We start from the raw sequence: 15687 nt of genomic DNA, 5'->3' as shown, positions 1-15687 counted from the left end.
AGCGCGGTCTATCGTTGGGTCTCAAGCGCCAGCAGAGCGTAAGGGGCAGAGTAACACGCGTCATGTCGAAATCGGACACCATGACCAGCCGGTGGATGCGGTTTCAGAACCGCTTCTATGCGCGCCTGAGCCAGCGGCATAAGGCGGTCACAGGGTTTGTTGCACAACCGGATCCGCGCTCGGTGGGTTCGTTTGCACGTGGGCGGCAACTGGTTGCCGGAAACCTGTTGTTCGCCGGGTATCTGGTCGAGGCCGAAGATACCGGGCTTTGGGACGTCACCGCCCCCAGCGCCGGCTTTGACGAAGAACGTCATGGTTTTGCCTGGCTGGATGATCTGGCTGCGGTCGGAGACATGCGTGCGCGGGAAAAGGCGCAGCGCTGGGTCTGGGGATGGATCGAGGCGCATGGGCGCGGGCAAGGCCCTGGCTGGGTGCCTGATCTGACCGGACGACGGGTCACGCGCTGGATCAACCACGCGTTTTTTCTGCTTCGAGGGGCGGATGAAAGGCAAAGCAAGCTGTTTTTCCGCTCGCTGGCCCAACAGACATGGTTTCTGTCCAAACGCTGGCAGGCCGCGACCCCGGGTCTGCCTCGGTTCGAGGCGCTGGCTGGACTGGTACAGGCCGGGCTGGCGTTGGAGGGGCTGGAGCACATGGCCGACCCGGCCCTGCGCGCCCTGGCCGGAGAATGTGACCGTCAGGTCGACGCGCAGGGCGGCATTCCAACACGCAATCCGGAAGAACTGCTCGAGGTCTTCACATTGCTCAGCTGGACTTCGGCGGCGCTGAACGATCTTGGGCGCGGGACGCCTGCCGCTCAGGCCAATGCGATCAAACGAATCGCGCCGACCCTGCGCAGCCTGCGCCATGCGGATGGGGCGTTGGCGCGGTTCCATGGTGGCGGGCGCGGTGTCGAGGGGCGTCTGGAACAGGCGCTTGCGCAAAGCGGCGTCAAACACAAGGCAGCCACTGCGTTGCCGATGGGCTATGCCCGGCTGGCAGCCGCACGCACCACGGTGATCGTGGATGCCAGCGTGCCGCCGTCGGGGGCGGCCTCCTACAATGCGCATGCTTCTACATTGGCGTTCGAGCTGACCTCGGGGCGGCGTCCGTTGATCGTGAACTGCGGGTCGGGGGCCAGTTTCGGGTTGGAATGGCGCCGCGCCGGACGGGCGACACCGTCGCATTCGACGCTTTGCCTGGATGGGTTCTCAAGCGCCCGGCTGGCCAACCCGGTGCCGGGGCGTGAAGCTCAGGCGCTGGTCGACGCGCCACAGGAGGTGCCCGTTGATTTCGAGGACGCGTTCGAGGGCATCCGCTTTATGGCCGGGCATGATGGATATGCCAAGGTGTTTGGCCTGACCCACGCGCGCACATTCGAATTGCGATTTGACGGTCGGGAACTGACTGTTGAGGATATTCTGCTGACCGCGACCGACAAGGCGAAGCGACAGTTTGACAAGGCGATGGATGCTTCGGGCCTCAATGGCATCGGTTACGACATCCGGTTTCATCTGCATCCTGATGTTGATGCGGCGCTGGATTTGGGCGGGGCGGCGGTGTCGATGGCGCTCAAAAGCGGTGAGATCTGGGTTTTCCGCCATGATGGCGTTGGAAAATTGTCCGTAGAGCCAAGCGTTTATCTTGAAAAAGGGCGTTTAAAGCCACGCGCGACAAAACAGATCGTTCTATCTGGCCGCGCAATGGAGTATGCGACGCGCATCCGGTGGACTCTGAGCAAGGCACAAGACACAGCCTATGCCGTGCGCGATACGCACCGGGACGAGCCAGAATTCGACTGACGCCAAAAGGACCTTTGGACCCATGACCGATCTTCACCCCGTGCGCCGCGCGTTGCTTTCCGTATCCGACAAAACCGGGCTAATCGAGCTGGGCAAGGCGCTGGCCGAGCGCGGGGTCGAGCTGCTGTCGACCGGTGGCACGGCCAAGGCGCTGCGTGATGCAGGGCTCGCGGTGAAGGATGTCAGCGAGATCACTGGCTTCCCCGAGATGATGGATGGTCGGGTCAAGACCCTGCACCCGATGGTGCATGGCGGACTGCTGGCCCTGCGTGACAATGACACCCATGTTGCAGCCATGAACGAACACGGCATCGGTGCAATCGATCTGTTGGTTGTGAACCTTTATCCGTTTGAAGCAACTGTGGCCAAAGGCGCAGGTTACGATGAGTGCGTCGAGAATATCGACATCGGTGGCCCGGCGATGATTCGCGCAGCGGCCAAGAACCATGCGTTTGTGAACGTGGTCGTGGACGTTGAGGATTACGACAAACTGCTGGACGATATGGATCAGCACGACGGCGCGACATGTCCGAAATTCCGCCGCAAGCTGGCGCAGAAGGCCTATTCCCGAACCGCCGCCTATGACACCGCAGTGTCCAACTGGCTGGCCGACGCGCTGGAGCTTGAGGCCCCCAGGCGTCGCGCGTTTGCCGGTGAATTGAAACAGACCTTGCGCTATGGCGAGAACAGCCATCAGCAAGCCGCGTTCTACACCGACGGCACCAATCGGCCCGGTGTGGCCACCGCTGTTCAGCATCAGGGCAAGGAACTCAGCTACAACAATATCAACGACACCGACGCGGCCTTTGAACTGGTTGCCGAGTTTGACCCCGAGCAGGGTGCCGCCTGCGCCATCATCAAGCACGCCAACCCATGTGGCGTGGCCAAGGGTGCAACCCTGCTTGAGGCCTACAAGGCCGCCTTCGACTGCGATCGCACCTCTGCCTTCGGCGGGATCGTGGCGTTGAATCAACCGTTGGACGCCGAGACCGCGCAGGAGATCACCGGGATTTTCACCGAGGTCGTGATCGCTCCGGGCGCATCGGATGAGGCCAAGGCCATCTTTGCCGCCAAGAAAAACCTGCGCCTCTTGACGACCGAAGCTCTGCCGGATGTGACCGCCGGTGGGAAAACCGTGCGTCAGGTGGCCGGTGGGTTGCTGGTGCAGGACAAGGACAACGGCTTTGTCGGCATGGATGATCTGAAAGTTGTAACCAAGAAGGCCCCGACCGACGAACAGATGCGTGACCTTTTGTTTGCCTGGAAAGTGGCAAAACACGTCAAGTCCAACGCTATCGTCTATGTCAAAGACGGCGCCACCGTGGGCGTCGGCGCGGGCCAGATGAGCCGTGTGGACTCGGCCCTGATCGCCGCTAAGAAAGCCGAACGTATGGCCGACGTGCTGGGCTTGGCCCAACCGCTGACCATCGGCTCGGCCGTTGCGTCGGACGCGTTTTTTCCCTTCCCTGACGGCCTGATGGAGGCGGCCGAGGCAGGCGCAACCTGTGTGATCCAGCCCGGTGGGTCCATGCGTGACGATGAAGTCATCGCCGCCGCGGATGAGGCTGGCCTTGCCATGGTCTTTACCGGCATGCGCCATTTCCGTCACTGATGCGGTCACGCCTGCTTCTCTGGGCGGCCCTGGCCGCCTTTGCGATCGACCAGATCAGCAAATACCTGGTCGTTCATGCCATGCGCGTGGCCGAACAGCCCGGTGGTATTGATGTTTTGCCACCGCTGCTGGTGTTCAAATACGGCGAGAACCGGGGCATCAATTTCGGCCTGTTCCAAGGGAACTCGGAGGCCGCGCGCTGGATTCTGATCGGAGTTTCCGTGGCGATCTGTGTTGGCGTGCTTGTCTGGCTCAGCCGTGCAGCCCCCTCAAGACTGATGCTGTTTTGTGGTGGTTTGTTGGTCGGCGGTGCGCTTGCGAATGTGGTGGACCGGGTCCTTTACGGATATGTACTGGATTTCCTGAACATGTCTTGTTGCGGCATCAACAACCCGTTTGTGTTCAACCTAGCAGATGTGTTCATATTTGCGGGTGCCATCGGGCTGGTGCTGTTTGACGGCAAAAAGGCCTCGTGACGCGCGGAATGATATGCGATAAAAGCCCCTGAAACAGGCTGGAGACACCAATGCGGATGCCGCGCGCCCTATTTGTTTTGACTGTTGTTGCTGCGGTTGCGGCGTGTTCGAATCCTGGTCTTCGGGATCTGGCGCCTCCGGGTCCGGGTCCGGATGAGTTTTCGGTGTTGCCTGTAAAACCACTGACTCAGCCTCAGGATTATGCCTTCTTGCCTGCGCCTACTCCGGGTGGCGCAAACCTGACTGATCCGAACCCCAATGCCGATGCTGTGGCTGCACTGGGCGGCAATGCCGCTGCACTAAACCCGAATACGGCTGTGCCGTCCTCGGATGCAGCGCTTGTCACGGCGTCCAGCCGCTATGGTGTTTCCCCCGATGCGCGGCAGGTGGTCGAGGCTGATGACGCCGCGTTCCGCAAACGCCGGGGGCGCTGGACCGGTCTGCGCCTGTTCCCGGTCGACCGCTATAGTCAGGTTTACGAAAAGCAATCGATCGATCCGTTCGCGGAAACAGAAGCTGCCCGTCGGGCCGGGATCGAAACCCCATCTTCGCCGCCGGGTGAATAATTCTTAACTTTCCGTCATCGGGCTTGAACCCGGGCCGCGTCACCGTAGTTTGAATACCAGAAACGAAACGGAGGATGCCCTATGGTTCGGGCCCTGGCCTTGTCGGCTGCCCTGATCGCTGCCACCCCGGTTTTTGCCGAGGACGGGAAAGAAGCGGTCACCACATTCACATTGGACAACGGAATGGATGTCGTTGTGGTCGAAGACCGCCGCGCACCAGTCGTACAACACATGGTCTGGTACCGTGCCGGATCCGCAGATGAGCCGATCGGATCGTCAGGTGTGGCGCATTTTCTGGAACACCTTCTGTTCAAAGGCACCGACACGCTGGCCCCGGGTGAGTTTTCGGCCACCGTGGCGGCCAATGGCGGCAACGACAACGCCTTTACCTCGTATGACTACACCGCATATTTTCAGCGTGTCGCTGCCGACAGGCTTGAGCTGATGATGCGGATGGAATCCGATCGGATGCGAAACCTTCGGCTGAATGAAGAGGATATTCTGACCGAGCGGGACGTGATTCTTGAGGAACGCAACCAGCGCACCGAAAACAATCCGCGCGCCCTGTTCGGCGAGCAGATGAGTGCGGCTCAGTATCTTAACCACCGCTACGGCGTGCCGATCATCGGCTGGATGCATGAGATGGAGGATCTGGATATGGAGGACGCGCTATCGTTCTACCAGACCCATTATGCACCCAATAACGCCATTCTGGTGGTCACGGGCGATGTTGATCCCGACGAAGTCCGCGCGCTTGCCGATCAGTATTACGGTGTGATTCCCGCCAACCCGGACCTGCCCGAGCGGGTGCGGTCACAGGAACCGCCGCAAACGGCCGAGCGCCGTCTGACCTTCAAGGACCCGCGCGTGGCCCAGCCTTACGTTCAGCGCAGCTATCTGGCACCGGAACGCGATCCGGGCGAACAGGAGAAAGCAGCGGCTCTGTTCTTGCTGGCCGAATTGCTGGGTGGAAGCACCACCTCTTATCTGAACGAAAAGTTGCAGTTTGATCAACAGAAGGTCGTCTACGCCGGGGCGTTCTATCGTGGTGTTTCGCTGGATGACACGACATTTGATCTTATTGTCGTTCCGGCCGAAGGTGTTTCCCTGCAAGAAGCCGAAGACGAAATGGATCAGGCCGTGGCAGATTTCATTGCCGAAGGTGTGAACGAAGACGATCTTGGCCGCATCAAGATGCAGTTGCGCGCGGCCCAGACCTATGCGCGCGACAATGTGGACGGCATCGGCAACCGCTATGGCCGGGCCCTGACCAGCGGTCTGACGGTCGAAGATGTGCAGGCCTGGCCCGAGATCCTTCAGGCCGTGACCGGAGATGAGATCATCGCCGCAGCCCGCGAAGTTCTGCAACCAGAGGCGTCGGTCACCGGCTGGCTGATGCGCGATGACGAGGTGACGCAATGAAACGGTTTATTGCAACGCTGATTGCCTGTTTGGTCGCCCTGCCGGCTTTGGCCGAGATCGAGATAGAAGAAGTGACCTCGCCCGGTGGCATCAAAGCCTGGCTGGTCGAGGATCATTCCATCCCATTTGCCGCGCTGGAACTGCGATTCCGTGGTGGCACATCGTTGGACGACCCTGACAAACGCGGCGCGGTCTACCTTATGAGCGGGCTGATCGAAGAAGGTGCGAGCGACATGGATGCGCGGACCTATGCCCGTGAGCTGGAGGCTCTGGCCGCCTCATTCCGATACAATGCCGGCGACGATTCAGTTTCGATTTCCGCGCGTTTTCTGTCCGAAAACAGGGATGAAGTGGTTGATTTGCTGCGCACAACGATCCACGAGCCGCGTTTTGATCAGGATGCGGTTGACCGGGTGCGCGCACAGATTTTGTCGGGCCTGCGCTCGGACCAGACTGACCCGAACGAAATCGCGGGGCGCAATTTTGCGCAGATGGCCTATGGAGATCACCCCTACGGATCCGAAGGGAAAGGCACCATTGAAAGCGTCTCGGCCCTGACGCGTGACGACGTGGTCGCGGCTTATGAAGGAGTCTTTGCCAAGGATCGCCTGTACGTGGCGGCCGTCGGCGATATCACGGCAGAGGAACTGGGTTTCCTGCTTGATACCCTGCTCGGCGACTTGTCGGACACCGGAAAGCCCATCCCCGGCAAGGCTGATGTCAACATTTCCGGCGGCGTCAGTGTTGTCGAATTCGACACGCCTCAGTCCGTGGCCTTGTTTGGTCAAGCAGGGATTGATCGGGACGATCCGGATTTCTTTTCAGCCTTCGTTCTGAACCACATTCTTGGCGGTGGCGGGTTTGAAAGCCGACTGATGCAGGAGGTGCGCGAAAAGCGCGGCCTTACCTATGGGGTCGGGACTTATCTGGTGCCCAAGGATCTGGCCTCGGTCTACCTTGGATCCGTGTCCTCTGCCAATGACCGTATCGCCGAAGCCATCGACGTAGTTCGCGATGAATGGGCGCGCGCGGCCACTGAGGGTGTGACGCAAGAGGAACTTGATGACGCCAAGACCTATCTGACCGGCGCCTATCCGCTGCGGTTTGACGGCAACGGACAGATTGCCGGGATCATGGTTGGGATGCAGATGGAAGGTCTGCCGATCGACTATATCGCCACCCGGAATGACAAGGTGAACGCGGTGACACTGGAAGATGTAAACCGGGTCGCCGACGAACTGCTCGACCCGGATGGTTTGCACTTTGTTGTCGTTGGCAAACCGGTTGGCATGGAAACAACGAACTGAACCTGTGGGGGTAAGCTGCGGCTTACCCCTTTTTCATGCTCCGCAGCATCTGCCCCATCATCTGGCCGAACTTGCCTGAGCCACGCTGATACAGCGCCCCGTCAACAGCCAGAACCGTACCACTGATGTAACTCGCCATTTCCGAGCTGAGGAACAGGCAAGCGTTGGCCACGTCCTGCGGCTGGCCCCAACGGCCCAGCGGCACGTCGCGGCGCAAGGCCTCACCAGCATCGGGAGTCGGGGCAAGGCGCTTGGCGCCTTCCGTACCTTCGATGAAGCCCGGCACGACCGAGTTCACGCGAATGCCCTCTACACCCCATTCCATCGAGAGTGTGCGTGTAATCTGGTCGACACCTGCCTTGGCGGCGCAGACATGTGCCTGACCCTCATAGGGTAGATAGGATTGCGGGGCCGAGATGTTGATGATGCTTGCACCCGGGCGCTTAAGGTATGGATATGCCCCTTTCATCACGTGGATCGTGCCCATCAGGTCGATATCGATCACTGTCTTGAACGCGTTGACTGACATTTCAGCAGCCAATGCCGGAAAATTGCCCGCCGCACCCGAGATCAGCACATCGAAATCACCAAATGCGTCGTGGAACTGCTTGAGACCCGCCGCCACCGCATCAGGGTCACGCACATCGAACGCCGCCCCGATCGCATCCTGTGCACCAGCGGCTTTCAGCGCGGCAACGGTGTCATCGACCTTTTCCTGCGACCGGCTGGCAACGGCCAGTTTGGCACCTGCGGCCGCGAAAGCCTCGGCAATGCCGCGGTTGATACCGCTGGTTCCGCCGATGACGATGACGGTTTTTCCCGAAAAATCCATATAGGCCTCCCTAGGCGGGGAGCCCTACTCGCCGTAGGGCACCCAGATGTTTTTCATTTCGGTCGAAGCCTGAAGGAAGCGGCGGGAATGGTCTATGCCCCAATCAAATGCCGTCGCGTTATTGACCCATGTCCGTTTCAGGTTCCCGGCAGAGACGACCTCGATCTCCTTCGACAGGTCGGTGGACGAGAACGACCAGACCGCATCCACATTCAGGTGCGAGGCCAGCGGTTTCGCCAGCTCTGCATGGCTGCCGGTCAGGATGTTGACCACACCCGCAGGCACGTCAGAGGTCTCGAGGATCTGGTAGAAGTCCGTCGCGGCCAGAGGGTATGGCTCGGACGTCACCAGAACTGTCCGGTTGCCCATCGCAATCGCAGGCGCCATGGCCGAGACCAGACCCAGCAGCGGCGCCTCGTCCGCACAGAGCGCGCCGATCACGCCCACCGGTTCCTTCATCGCAATCGCCACGCCCCGGATCGGAACGCCATGCACCTGACCGTCATACTTGTCGGCCCAGGCGGCGGCGGTGAACAGGCGCTGGATCGCGGCGTCGACCTCTTTCGCGCCGTCCTTGCGGCCGGTCATCGCGTCGATGCGCCCGACGAATTCATCCGCGCGGGCCGAGAGGTTCTCGCCGATATAGTACAGGATCTGCGCCCGAAGATGGCCGGTGGTCTTGGACCAGGCCTTGGCCCCCGCCGCGGCCTCTACCGCGTTTCGGACGTCCTTTCGGTTGGCAAGGCCCACGTGGCCCAGCAGCCCCGCCTTACCCCAGACCGGCTTCGAATAGCCGCTGTCAGGCCGCGCCTGCTTGCCTCCGACATACATCTTGGCCGTGCGGTCGATCGGATCTACCGGCGCACCTTCGCCGGTGACTGCTTCGACCTTCGCCAGCGGTTTTGCCTTGCCTTTGGGCTTGGTGTACGCGGCCAGTCCTTCCCAGCCTCCTTCTCGACCAAAGCCGCTTTCGCGTACACCGCCAAACCCGGCGGCTGCGTCGAACAGGTTGGTGGCGTTTACCCAAACCACGCCCGCGACCAGCTTGGGAGCGATGTCCAGCGCAAGGTTCACGTTCTCGGTCCAGACCGTCGCGGCCAGCCCGTAACGGGTGTTGTTGGCCAGTTCGACTGCCTCTTCCGGGGTGCGGAAGGTGGACGAGACCAGAACCGGGCCAAAGATCTCCTCCTGCATCAGAGGGTCCGAGGTCTCCAGGCCCGAGATCAAAGTCGGCGGATAGTAACACCCGTTCGCAGGTAAATCACACGCGGCCTGGTGAACGTGACCAGCAGTGTTGCTTTCGACCATGCCTTTGATGGTCTGCAACTGAACCGGGTCGACCACGGCGCCCACGTCGATGCATTTGTCCAGAGGATTGCCGACACGCAGCTTGTCCATCCGGGCACGCAGCTTGTCATGGAAACGGTCGGCGATGCCTTCCTGCACCAGCAGGCGCGAGCCCGCACAGCAGACCTGACCCTGATTGAACCAGATCGCATCGACCAGACCTTCGATGGCTGAATCAATATCGGCGTCGTCAAAGACGATATAGGGCGACTTGCCGCCCAGCTCGAGCGTCAGGGACTTGCCAGAACCGGCGGTGGCCTCGCGGATGCGGCGGCCCACTTCGGTCGAACCGGTAAAGGCGATCTTGTCCACGTCCGCGTTCACGATCATCTCGCCCACTGCGCCGTCGCCTGTCACGATGTTGACCACGCCCTTGGGCAGACCGGCCTGCTGGCAGATATCGGCAAACAGCAGCGCGGTCAGCGAAGTGTATTCCGCCGGTTTCAGAACAACAGTATTGCCCATCGCCAGTGCAGGCGCGATCTTCCACGCCAGCATCAGCAATGGAAAGTTCCACGGGATGATCTGGCCGCACACACCCAGTGCCTCAGCGTCGGGCAGCTCGCTTTCCATCAGCTGGGCCATGCCCGCATGAAAATAGAAATGCCGCTGCGCCAGAGGGATGTCGATGTCACGCGATTCACGGATCGGCTTGCCGTTGTCCAGGCTTTCCAGCACGGCAAACAGGCGCGAATGCTTCTGCAACAGGCGCGCGATGGCGTAGAGGTATCGCGCACGGCCCGCGCCACCCAGTTTTTCCCACTTGGTTTGCGCTTTGCGCGCGGCGGTCACGGCAGCGTCCACGTCTGCCTGTTTCGCTTGCGTCAGCTTGGCCAGAACCTCTCCGGTCGCCGGGTTGCGGCTTTCGAACCCCTTGCCGGGTTTGGTGAAGATACCATCGATATAGTGTCCAAACTTGTCACCCTGATCGACCAGCCAGGCCAACGCCTCGGCAGCGCTTTCGGGGGCGGGTCCGTATTCCATGGTTTCGAAAATCTCTTTGACTGTCATAGTTCTTGTCCTTTTCCGGGGCTTCGCCCGTTCAGCGCTGAAATCGTTCCACCGGAACGAGTTCCGGGCGCGCCTCACCCCATGGAGTGACGGTAACCGGCGGAGTAAGCGCCTGTCACATAGTGTTCCAACTGCCGCTCGATATCGCCCAACAGCGACGAGGCGCCAAAGCGGAACAGGTCGGGTTGCAGCCAACGGTCGCCAAGCTCGTCCTTGATCAGCGACAGGTAGACCAGCGCGTCCTTGGCCTTGGAAATCCCGCCCGCAGGCTTGTAGCCTACGCGATAGCCGGTGCGGTCGTAATAGTCACGGACCGCCCGGATCATCACCAGCGACACCGGCAGGGTGGCGTTGACGCTTTCCTTGCCGGTCGAAGTCTTGATGAAATCCGCCCCCGCCATCATGCAGACCAGCGAGGCGCGCGCGACATTACGCAGGCTGCCCAGTTCGCCGGTGGCAAGGATGGCTTTGACATGCGCATCACCGCAGGCCACACGGAAGGCCTTCATCTCATCGTACAACGCCTGCCAGTCGCCCGACAGCACATGCCGGCGCGAGATCACGATATCGATTTCCTCGGCCCCGGCTTTCACGCTCTCTTCAATCTCGGCCACGCGCAGGTGGAAGGGGGACAGGCCCGCCGGAAAGCCGGTCGAAACGGCTGCGACAGGAATTCCGGTGCCTGTCAGGGCATCCACGGCGGGTTCGATCATGTCGTGATAGACACAGACCGCCCCGGTGGTGATCGGTTGCATATCCAGCGCTTGCAGCACTGAAGGGGCAACAGGTTGCCGTGCCTTGGCACACAGGCGGCGCACGCGACCCACGGTATCATCGCCTGACAAGGTGGTCAGGTCGATCATCGTGATCGCCTTCAGCAGCCAGGCTGCCTGATATTCCTTTTTGACCGACCGGCGGCCCGGCAGGGTCGCGGCGCGGCGCTCGATAGCCGAGGTATTGGCCTGAACGGCGCGCACCCAGTCCAGATCCAGATCCATGCCAGGGTTCCGGGATTCGGTCACTTGCGGCAGATGCGCGGTGCGCACGGGGCTTTCTGAGCTCTGCGTATCCATTGTCACGTCCTTTGGGAGGTTTGCGACAAAATCGCACGGGAGACCGGGGAATGGAAGATGTAGACGGGCAATGATTGGAAAAATTTTGACCAAATGGACAAAAATAACGACTTTCTTGCGAATAATTCGCATTAGCGTTGACTTACTTGCGAATGGTTCTCATATTCAGTTCAACAGGAAGCAAAAGCTGAGGTCGAAGATGATTCGCCGGAATTTTCTTGCAGTATTGGCGCTGGCCGTATCCCTGCCAGTCACAGCCTGGGCCGATGCACCCTTCAAGGTGGTGGCCACGACGGGCATGATTGCCGACGCGGCACGTCAGGTCGGCGGTGATCAGGTTGACGTCAGGGGATTGATGGGTCCCGGCGTCGACCCGCATGCCTATCGCCAGACCCGCAGCGATATCGTGGCGATGACGCGTGCGGATCTGATCCTGTGGCATGGCCTGTACCTCGAAGCACAGATGGAAGATTTCTTCCATGACCTTGATCGCAAGCGAACCGTGGTTGCAGTTGCCGAAGGAATCGATAAGTCGAAGCTGCGCGCGCATGACGATTATGCGGACAAATATGATCCGCATGTTTGGATGACGCCCGAGTTGTGGCGGGACGTAGTGCTTGAAGTGCAAGCAGCCCTCACCGAGGTACGTCCTGAAGCGGCCGAGGTTTTTGCGGCGAACGCGCAGGCACACCTGGCAGATATCGATCGTCTGACAGCCTATGCGGACAAAGCTCTGGCGTCTGTTCCGGACAACAACAAGGTTCTTGTCACCGCCCATGATGCCTTTGGGTATTTCGGTGAAAGCTTCGGGTTCGAGGTTCTGGGAATTCAGGGCATCTCAACCCAGTCCGAGGCTGGCCTGAACCGGATTGGTGAACTGGTCGATCTGCTGGTTGACCGGAAGATTACGGCTGTTTTCGTCGAAAGCTCGGTCTCGGATCGTTCAATCCGCGCGCTGATCGAGGGCGCGGCTGCCAAGGGACATGAGGTGCACGTGGGGGGCGAACTGTTCTCGGACGCCATGGGTGAAGAAGGAACCTATGAAGGCACTTATGTTGGAATGCTGGATCACAACATTACGGTCATTGCCAATGCTTTGGGTGGTGATGTGCCGGATCGTGGAATGGACGGAAAACTGTCGGCGGGGTTTTGATCGATGCTGGATCTGATTAGCGACGAAGGTATGACCGTTGACGATAACGGGTTGGTCGACAGCCCCCTTGCCCTGCGCGGCCTGACGGTCTCATACGGTCAGAAACCTGCGGTGTTTTCAGTCGACATGACCGTACGGCCCGGGGCGATGACCGCGATCATCGGACCGAACGGAGCCGGGAAGTCCACATTGCTCAAGGCGGCGCTTGGCATCGTTTCCCCCCTGTCAGGTCAGGTGACCGTGTTTGGCCAGCCATTGGACACGCAGCGCGCACGTATTGCCTATGTACCTCAGCGCGCCAGCGTGGATTGGGATTTTCCAACGCGCGTCATCGACGTGGTTCTGATGGGCCTGTCGCGCGAACTTGGCTTGCTGGGCCGTGTGCGTGCCCGCCACAAGGCGTGCGCGATGGATTGTTTGCACCGTGTTGGAATGCGGGATTTCGCGGATCGCCAGATCGGGCAGTTGTCCGGCGGGCAGCAACAACGCGTGTTTCTGGCGCGCGCGCTGGCGCAGGGCGCTGATCTGTACCTTCTGGACGAACCTTTCGCAGGCGTGGATGCGGCCACCGAGAAAGCTATTATCTCGGTGCTGAAATCCCTGAAAGAGTCGGGCAAGACGGTTGTCGTGGTGCATCACGACCTGGCGACCGTGACCGACTATTTCGACCACGTCTTCCTGATCAATACACGTAAGGTGGCCGAGGGACCGGTGGCCGAGGCCTTCACGGCGGAAACATTGCAATCAGCATATGGCGGTCGACTGGCAACCGCGCAGATCGATCAGATATCGCGCGCGCTGGGGTAACGCATGCTTTGGGATGCTCTGACTCTTCAACTTGGTTACAACGCCACGCTGGTTGCCATCGGTGCAACCTTGCTGGGTGTTTCAGCCGGAGTGACGGGGACGTTTCTGTTCCTGCGCAAGCGCGCTTTGGTCAGTGATGCAATCAGCCACGCGACTCTGCCAGGCGTCTGTCTGGCTTTCATGGTGTTGGTCGCGCTGGGAGGGGACGGGCGCAACCTGCTGGGCCTGTTGGCAGGATCGGCCATCTCGGCCTGGATCGGCCTTCTCTGCATGAACTGGCTGACGCGTCACACGCGTTTGGCCGAGGACGCCGCCATCGGAGCGGTCCTGTCGGTTTTCTTCGGCTTTGGCATCGTGTTGCTGACTGTCATACAGACGATGGGCGTAGGCCGTCAGGCCGGATTGGAAGGCTTCCTGCTAGGGTCCACTGCCGGGATGCTCTGGGCTGATGCAATGATCATTGCAATCGGGGGGGCGGCGACGCTGCTGATGGTCATGATCATTCGTCGCCCAATGATTCTTGTCGCCTTCGATCCCGAGTTTGCTGCGGCCCGCGGGTTGCCGGTGCACAGAATTGATCTGGCCATGATGGGTTTGGTCATGGCTGTTACAGTGGTTGGCCTTAAAATCGTGGGTCTGATTCTGATCGTGGCTTTGCTGATCATTCCCGCCGTGACCGCGCGGTTCTGGTCCGAACGCTCGGACCATGTTGTTCTTCTTGCCGGAGTTGCTGGCGGGCTGGCCGGTTACATTGGCGCGGCCATTTCGGCCTCGGCGCCAAACCTGCCGACAGGGCCGATCATCGTTCTGGTCAGCTTTGCCTTCTTTGTCGTGTCTTTGTTTTTTGCACCGATACGTGGCGTTTTGGCTGCGGTGTTACGTCATCTGCGCTTCCAGCGTCGGGTGCATATTCGTCAGGGTCTTTTGGCCTTGGCGCAAGGGCAAAAGATTTACGAGCCCCTGACCCTGCGCTTGCTGCGCCGCGCTGGGCTGGTGCGCGCGGACGGCGTTGCGACCGACATCGGCAAAGCTCGCGCGGCCAAGGCGTTGCGGGACGAAAAGCGCTGGGAAATCGTGCGCGCAGATCAGGCGCACGAGGCGACAGCCGCGCTTTATGATGGGTTACGGGACATCGAAACCGTCCTGACCCGCGATCAGATCGCCGAGATAGACCACCGCATCGGCGGGCCAACGGGGGTGCCGGTATGAGTGGTGAAGAATTCGTCCCCCTGTCTCTGACGCCGTTGTTGATTGGTACATTCGCGGCCATTGCCTGCGCATTACCTGGCAATTTTCTGGTGTTGCGCAAACAGGCATTGATCGGAGACGCGATCAGCCATGTGGTGCTGCCGGGAATTGTTGTGGCGTTTCTGATCACAGGGACGATATCGACCTGGCCGATGATGCTGGGCGCGGCAGGCGCTGCCGTTGTGGCCGTGGTGCTGATCGAAGCCATTCGCCGATTGGGTCAGATCGAACCCGGGGCCGCCATGGGCGTGGTCTTTACCACCATGTTCGCCGCGGGCGTCCTGTTGCTTGAGCAGACGGATACGTCGACGGTGCATCTGGATGTGGAACATGCGCTTTACGGCAATCTCGAAAGCCTGATCTGGCTGGACGCCACCGGATGGTCGTCCTTGCTGGACAAAGAGGCGCTGTCCGGGTTGCCCCCGGAATTACCCCGCATTGCGCTGACACTGGTCGGTGTATCTTTGTTCACATGGCTTTTCTGGCGGCCGCTGAAGATCTCTACCTTCGATGAAGGCTTTGCTCGGACCATTGGCATTCGCACCGGCGTTCTGGGCATGGCACTGGTCATCACCGCGGCAATTGCGGCGGTGGCGGCTTTTGACGCGGTGGGCTCGATCATCGTGATCGCCATGTTCATCTGCCCGCCCGCCGCGGCACGGATGTTGACCAACCGGCTGGAAGCGCAGATTGCCTGGAGCGTTGTGTTCGCCATTGCCGCGGCGGTGTCGGGCTATGTACTTGCAGGCTATGGCCCGCTGTGGCTGGGTGGTGCGGATGCCGTCAGCGCGTCGGGTATGATCGCCACGATGTCAGGCCTGATTCTCGCTTTGGCAGCGATGTTCGGCCCCTGCCGGGCTCGGATCGGCGCTCACATGTCTGTCTAATCGAGCATTTTCCCGCCACACTTGCCCATACGCCATCGGCCAAACTCTGCCCAGAAACTGAGCGGGAGAATCTTAAGCAGATTTTCCAACACGTGCATGATACATCCTGCCCCATTAATTAGCTGAAACACACCACTCACTTGG

13 protein-coding genes are annotated in these 15687 nt (G+C 60.3%); 10 read left to right on the top strand and 3 right to left on the bottom strand.

Going from position 1 to position 15687, the window contains the following annotated elements:
• Positions 1 to 62: 62 nt before the first annotated feature.
• The 6 genes from AC2FEB_RS16175 (at position 63) to AC2FEB_RS16150 (ending at position 7185) form a co-directional block, all read left to right on the top strand.
• A complete protein-coding gene (locus AC2FEB_RS16175; protein WP_496674665.1) occupies positions 63 to 1802 on the top strand; it encodes a heparinase II/III family protein in 1740 nt (579 codons plus the stop codon).
• Positions 1803 to 1824: 22 nt separating this feature from the next.
• On the top strand, positions 1825 to 3414 hold the full coding sequence (gene purH / locus AC2FEB_RS16170; protein WP_496674667.1) for a bifunctional phosphoribosylaminoimidazolecarboxamide formyltransferase/IMP cyclohydrolase: 1590 nt from the start codon (positions 1825 to 1827) through the stop codon (positions 3412 to 3414).
• A complete protein-coding gene (gene lspA / locus AC2FEB_RS16165; protein ID WP_117871840.1) occupies positions 3414 to 3890 on the top strand; it encodes a signal peptidase II in 477 nt (158 codons plus the stop codon). The genes purH and lspA overlap by 1 nt, the downstream gene beginning before the upstream one ends.
• Before the next feature lie 50 nt (positions 3891 to 3940).
• Positions 3941 to 4456, top strand: a complete 516-nt coding sequence (locus tag AC2FEB_RS16160) for a DUF3035 domain-containing protein (protein WP_496674669.1) — start codon at positions 3941 to 3943, stop codon at positions 4454 to 4456.
• An 81-nt stretch (positions 4457 to 4537) separates the two neighbouring features.
• Positions 4538 to 5878 (top strand): M16 family metallopeptidase, encoded by a 1341-nt coding sequence (locus AC2FEB_RS16155; RefSeq protein WP_496674671.1) that lies wholly within the window; start codon positions 4538 to 4540, stop codon positions 5876 to 5878.
• Positions 5875 to 7185, top strand: coding sequence for a M16 family metallopeptidase (locus AC2FEB_RS16150; RefSeq protein ID WP_496674673.1), 1311 nt, complete (start codon positions 5875 to 5877; stop codon positions 7183 to 7185). The genes AC2FEB_RS16155 and AC2FEB_RS16150 overlap by 4 nt, the downstream gene beginning before the upstream one ends.
• A 22-nt stretch (positions 7186 to 7207) precedes the next feature.
• On the opposite strand, the gene AC2FEB_RS16145 is transcribed toward AC2FEB_RS16150, so the two are convergent.
• The 3 genes from AC2FEB_RS16145 to deoC all read right to left on the bottom strand — a co-directional run bounded on the left by AC2FEB_RS16145 (position 7208) and on the right by deoC (position 11448).
• On the bottom strand, positions 7208 to 8017 hold the full coding sequence (locus tag AC2FEB_RS16145) for an SDR family oxidoreductase (RefSeq protein ID WP_117871847.1): 810 nt from the start codon (positions 8015 to 8017) through the stop codon (positions 7208 to 7210).
• Positions 8018 to 8041: 24 nt separating this feature from the next.
• Positions 8042 to 10375 (bottom strand): aldehyde dehydrogenase family protein, encoded by a 2334-nt coding sequence (locus AC2FEB_RS16140; RefSeq protein WP_496674675.1) that lies wholly within the window; start codon positions 10373 to 10375, stop codon positions 8042 to 8044.
• A 74-nt stretch (positions 10376 to 10449) separates the two neighbouring features.
• Positions 10450 to 11448 (bottom strand): deoxyribose-phosphate aldolase, encoded by a 999-nt coding sequence (gene deoC / locus AC2FEB_RS16135; RefSeq protein ID WP_496884215.1) that lies wholly within the window; start codon positions 11446 to 11448, stop codon positions 10450 to 10452.
• Between the two features lie 199 nt (positions 11449 to 11647).
• Between deoC and AC2FEB_RS16130 the strand changes: the two genes are divergently transcribed.
• Genes AC2FEB_RS16130 through AC2FEB_RS16115 form a run of 4 tightly spaced genes read left to right on the top strand, consistent with a single transcriptional unit; the run spans position 11648 to position 15543 of the window.
• Positions 11648 to 12601: a metal ABC transporter solute-binding protein, Zn/Mn family gene (locus tag AC2FEB_RS16130; protein ID WP_496884214.1), complete on the top strand. Its 954-nt coding sequence runs from the start codon at positions 11648 to 11650 to the stop codon at positions 12599 to 12601.
• A gap of 3 nt (positions 12602 to 12604) precedes the next feature.
• Positions 12605 to 13408 (top strand): metal ABC transporter ATP-binding protein, encoded by an 804-nt coding sequence (locus tag AC2FEB_RS16125; protein ID WP_496674680.1) that lies wholly within the window; start codon positions 12605 to 12607, stop codon positions 13406 to 13408.
• 3 nt (positions 13409 to 13411) lie between these two features.
• Complete coding sequence (locus tag AC2FEB_RS16120; RefSeq protein ID WP_496674682.1) at positions 13412 to 14617, top strand: metal ABC transporter permease; 1206 nt, start codon at positions 13412 to 13414, stop codon at positions 14615 to 14617.
• On the top strand, positions 14614 to 15543 hold the full coding sequence (locus AC2FEB_RS16115; protein ID WP_496884213.1) for a metal ABC transporter permease: 930 nt from the start codon (positions 14614 to 14616) through the stop codon (positions 15541 to 15543). The genes AC2FEB_RS16120 and AC2FEB_RS16115 overlap by 4 nt, the downstream gene beginning before the upstream one ends.
• Positions 15544 to 15687 lie beyond the last annotated feature (144 nt).

This window comes from Ruegeria sp. YTSC106 (genome assembly GCF_059609765.1).
The sequence above is the reverse complement of the archived record's forward strand: the minus strand, read 5'-3'. Positions and strand labels throughout refer to the sequence as shown.

What these genes read in the sequence shown, in the direction of transcription:
- AC2FEB_RS16150 (WP_496674673.1), top strand. Translation starts at nt 5,875, where the DNA reads ATGAAACGGTTTATTGCAACGCTGATTGCCTGTTTGGTCGCCCTGCCG.
- AC2FEB_RS16155 (WP_496674671.1), top strand. Translation starts at nt 4,538, where the DNA reads ATGGTTCGGGCCCTGGCCTTGTCGGCTGCCCTGATCGCTGCCACCCCG.
- AC2FEB_RS16120 (WP_496674682.1), top strand. Translation starts at nt 13,412, where the DNA reads ATGCTTTGGGATGCTCTGACTCTTCAACTTGGTTACAACGCCACGCTG.
- AC2FEB_RS16160 (WP_496674669.1), top strand. Translation starts at nt 3,941, where the DNA reads ATGCGGATGCCGCGCGCCCTATTTGTTTTGACTGTTGTTGCTGCGGTT.
- purH (WP_496674667.1), top strand. Translation starts at nt 1,825, where the DNA reads ATGACCGATCTTCACCCCGTGCGCCGCGCGTTGCTTTCCGTATCCGAC.
- AC2FEB_RS16130 (WP_496884214.1), top strand. Translation starts at nt 11,648, where the DNA reads ATGATTCGCCGGAATTTTCTTGCAGTATTGGCGCTGGCCGTATCCCTG.
- AC2FEB_RS16145 (WP_117871847.1), bottom strand. Translation starts at nt 8,017, where the DNA reads ATGGATTTTTCGGGAAAAACCGTCATCGTCATCGGCGGAACCAGCGGT.
- AC2FEB_RS16175 (WP_496674665.1), top strand. Translation starts at nt 63, where the DNA reads ATGTCGAAATCGGACACCATGACCAGCCGGTGGATGCGGTTTCAGAAC.
- AC2FEB_RS16140 (WP_496674675.1), bottom strand. Translation starts at nt 10,375, where the DNA reads ATGACAGTCAAAGAGATTTTCGAAACCATGGAATACGGACCCGCCCCC.
- AC2FEB_RS16115 (WP_496884213.1), top strand. Translation starts at nt 14,614, where the DNA reads ATGAGTGGTGAAGAATTCGTCCCCCTGTCTCTGACGCCGTTGTTGATT.
- AC2FEB_RS16125 (WP_496674680.1), top strand. Translation starts at nt 12,605, where the DNA reads ATGCTGGATCTGATTAGCGACGAAGGTATGACCGTTGACGATAACGGG.
- deoC (WP_496884215.1), bottom strand. Translation starts at nt 11,448, where the DNA reads ATGGATACGCAGAGCTCAGAAAGCCCCGTGCGCACCGCGCATCTGCCG.
- lspA (WP_117871840.1), top strand. Translation starts at nt 3,414, where the DNA reads ATGCGGTCACGCCTGCTTCTCTGGGCGGCCCTGGCCGCCTTTGCGATC.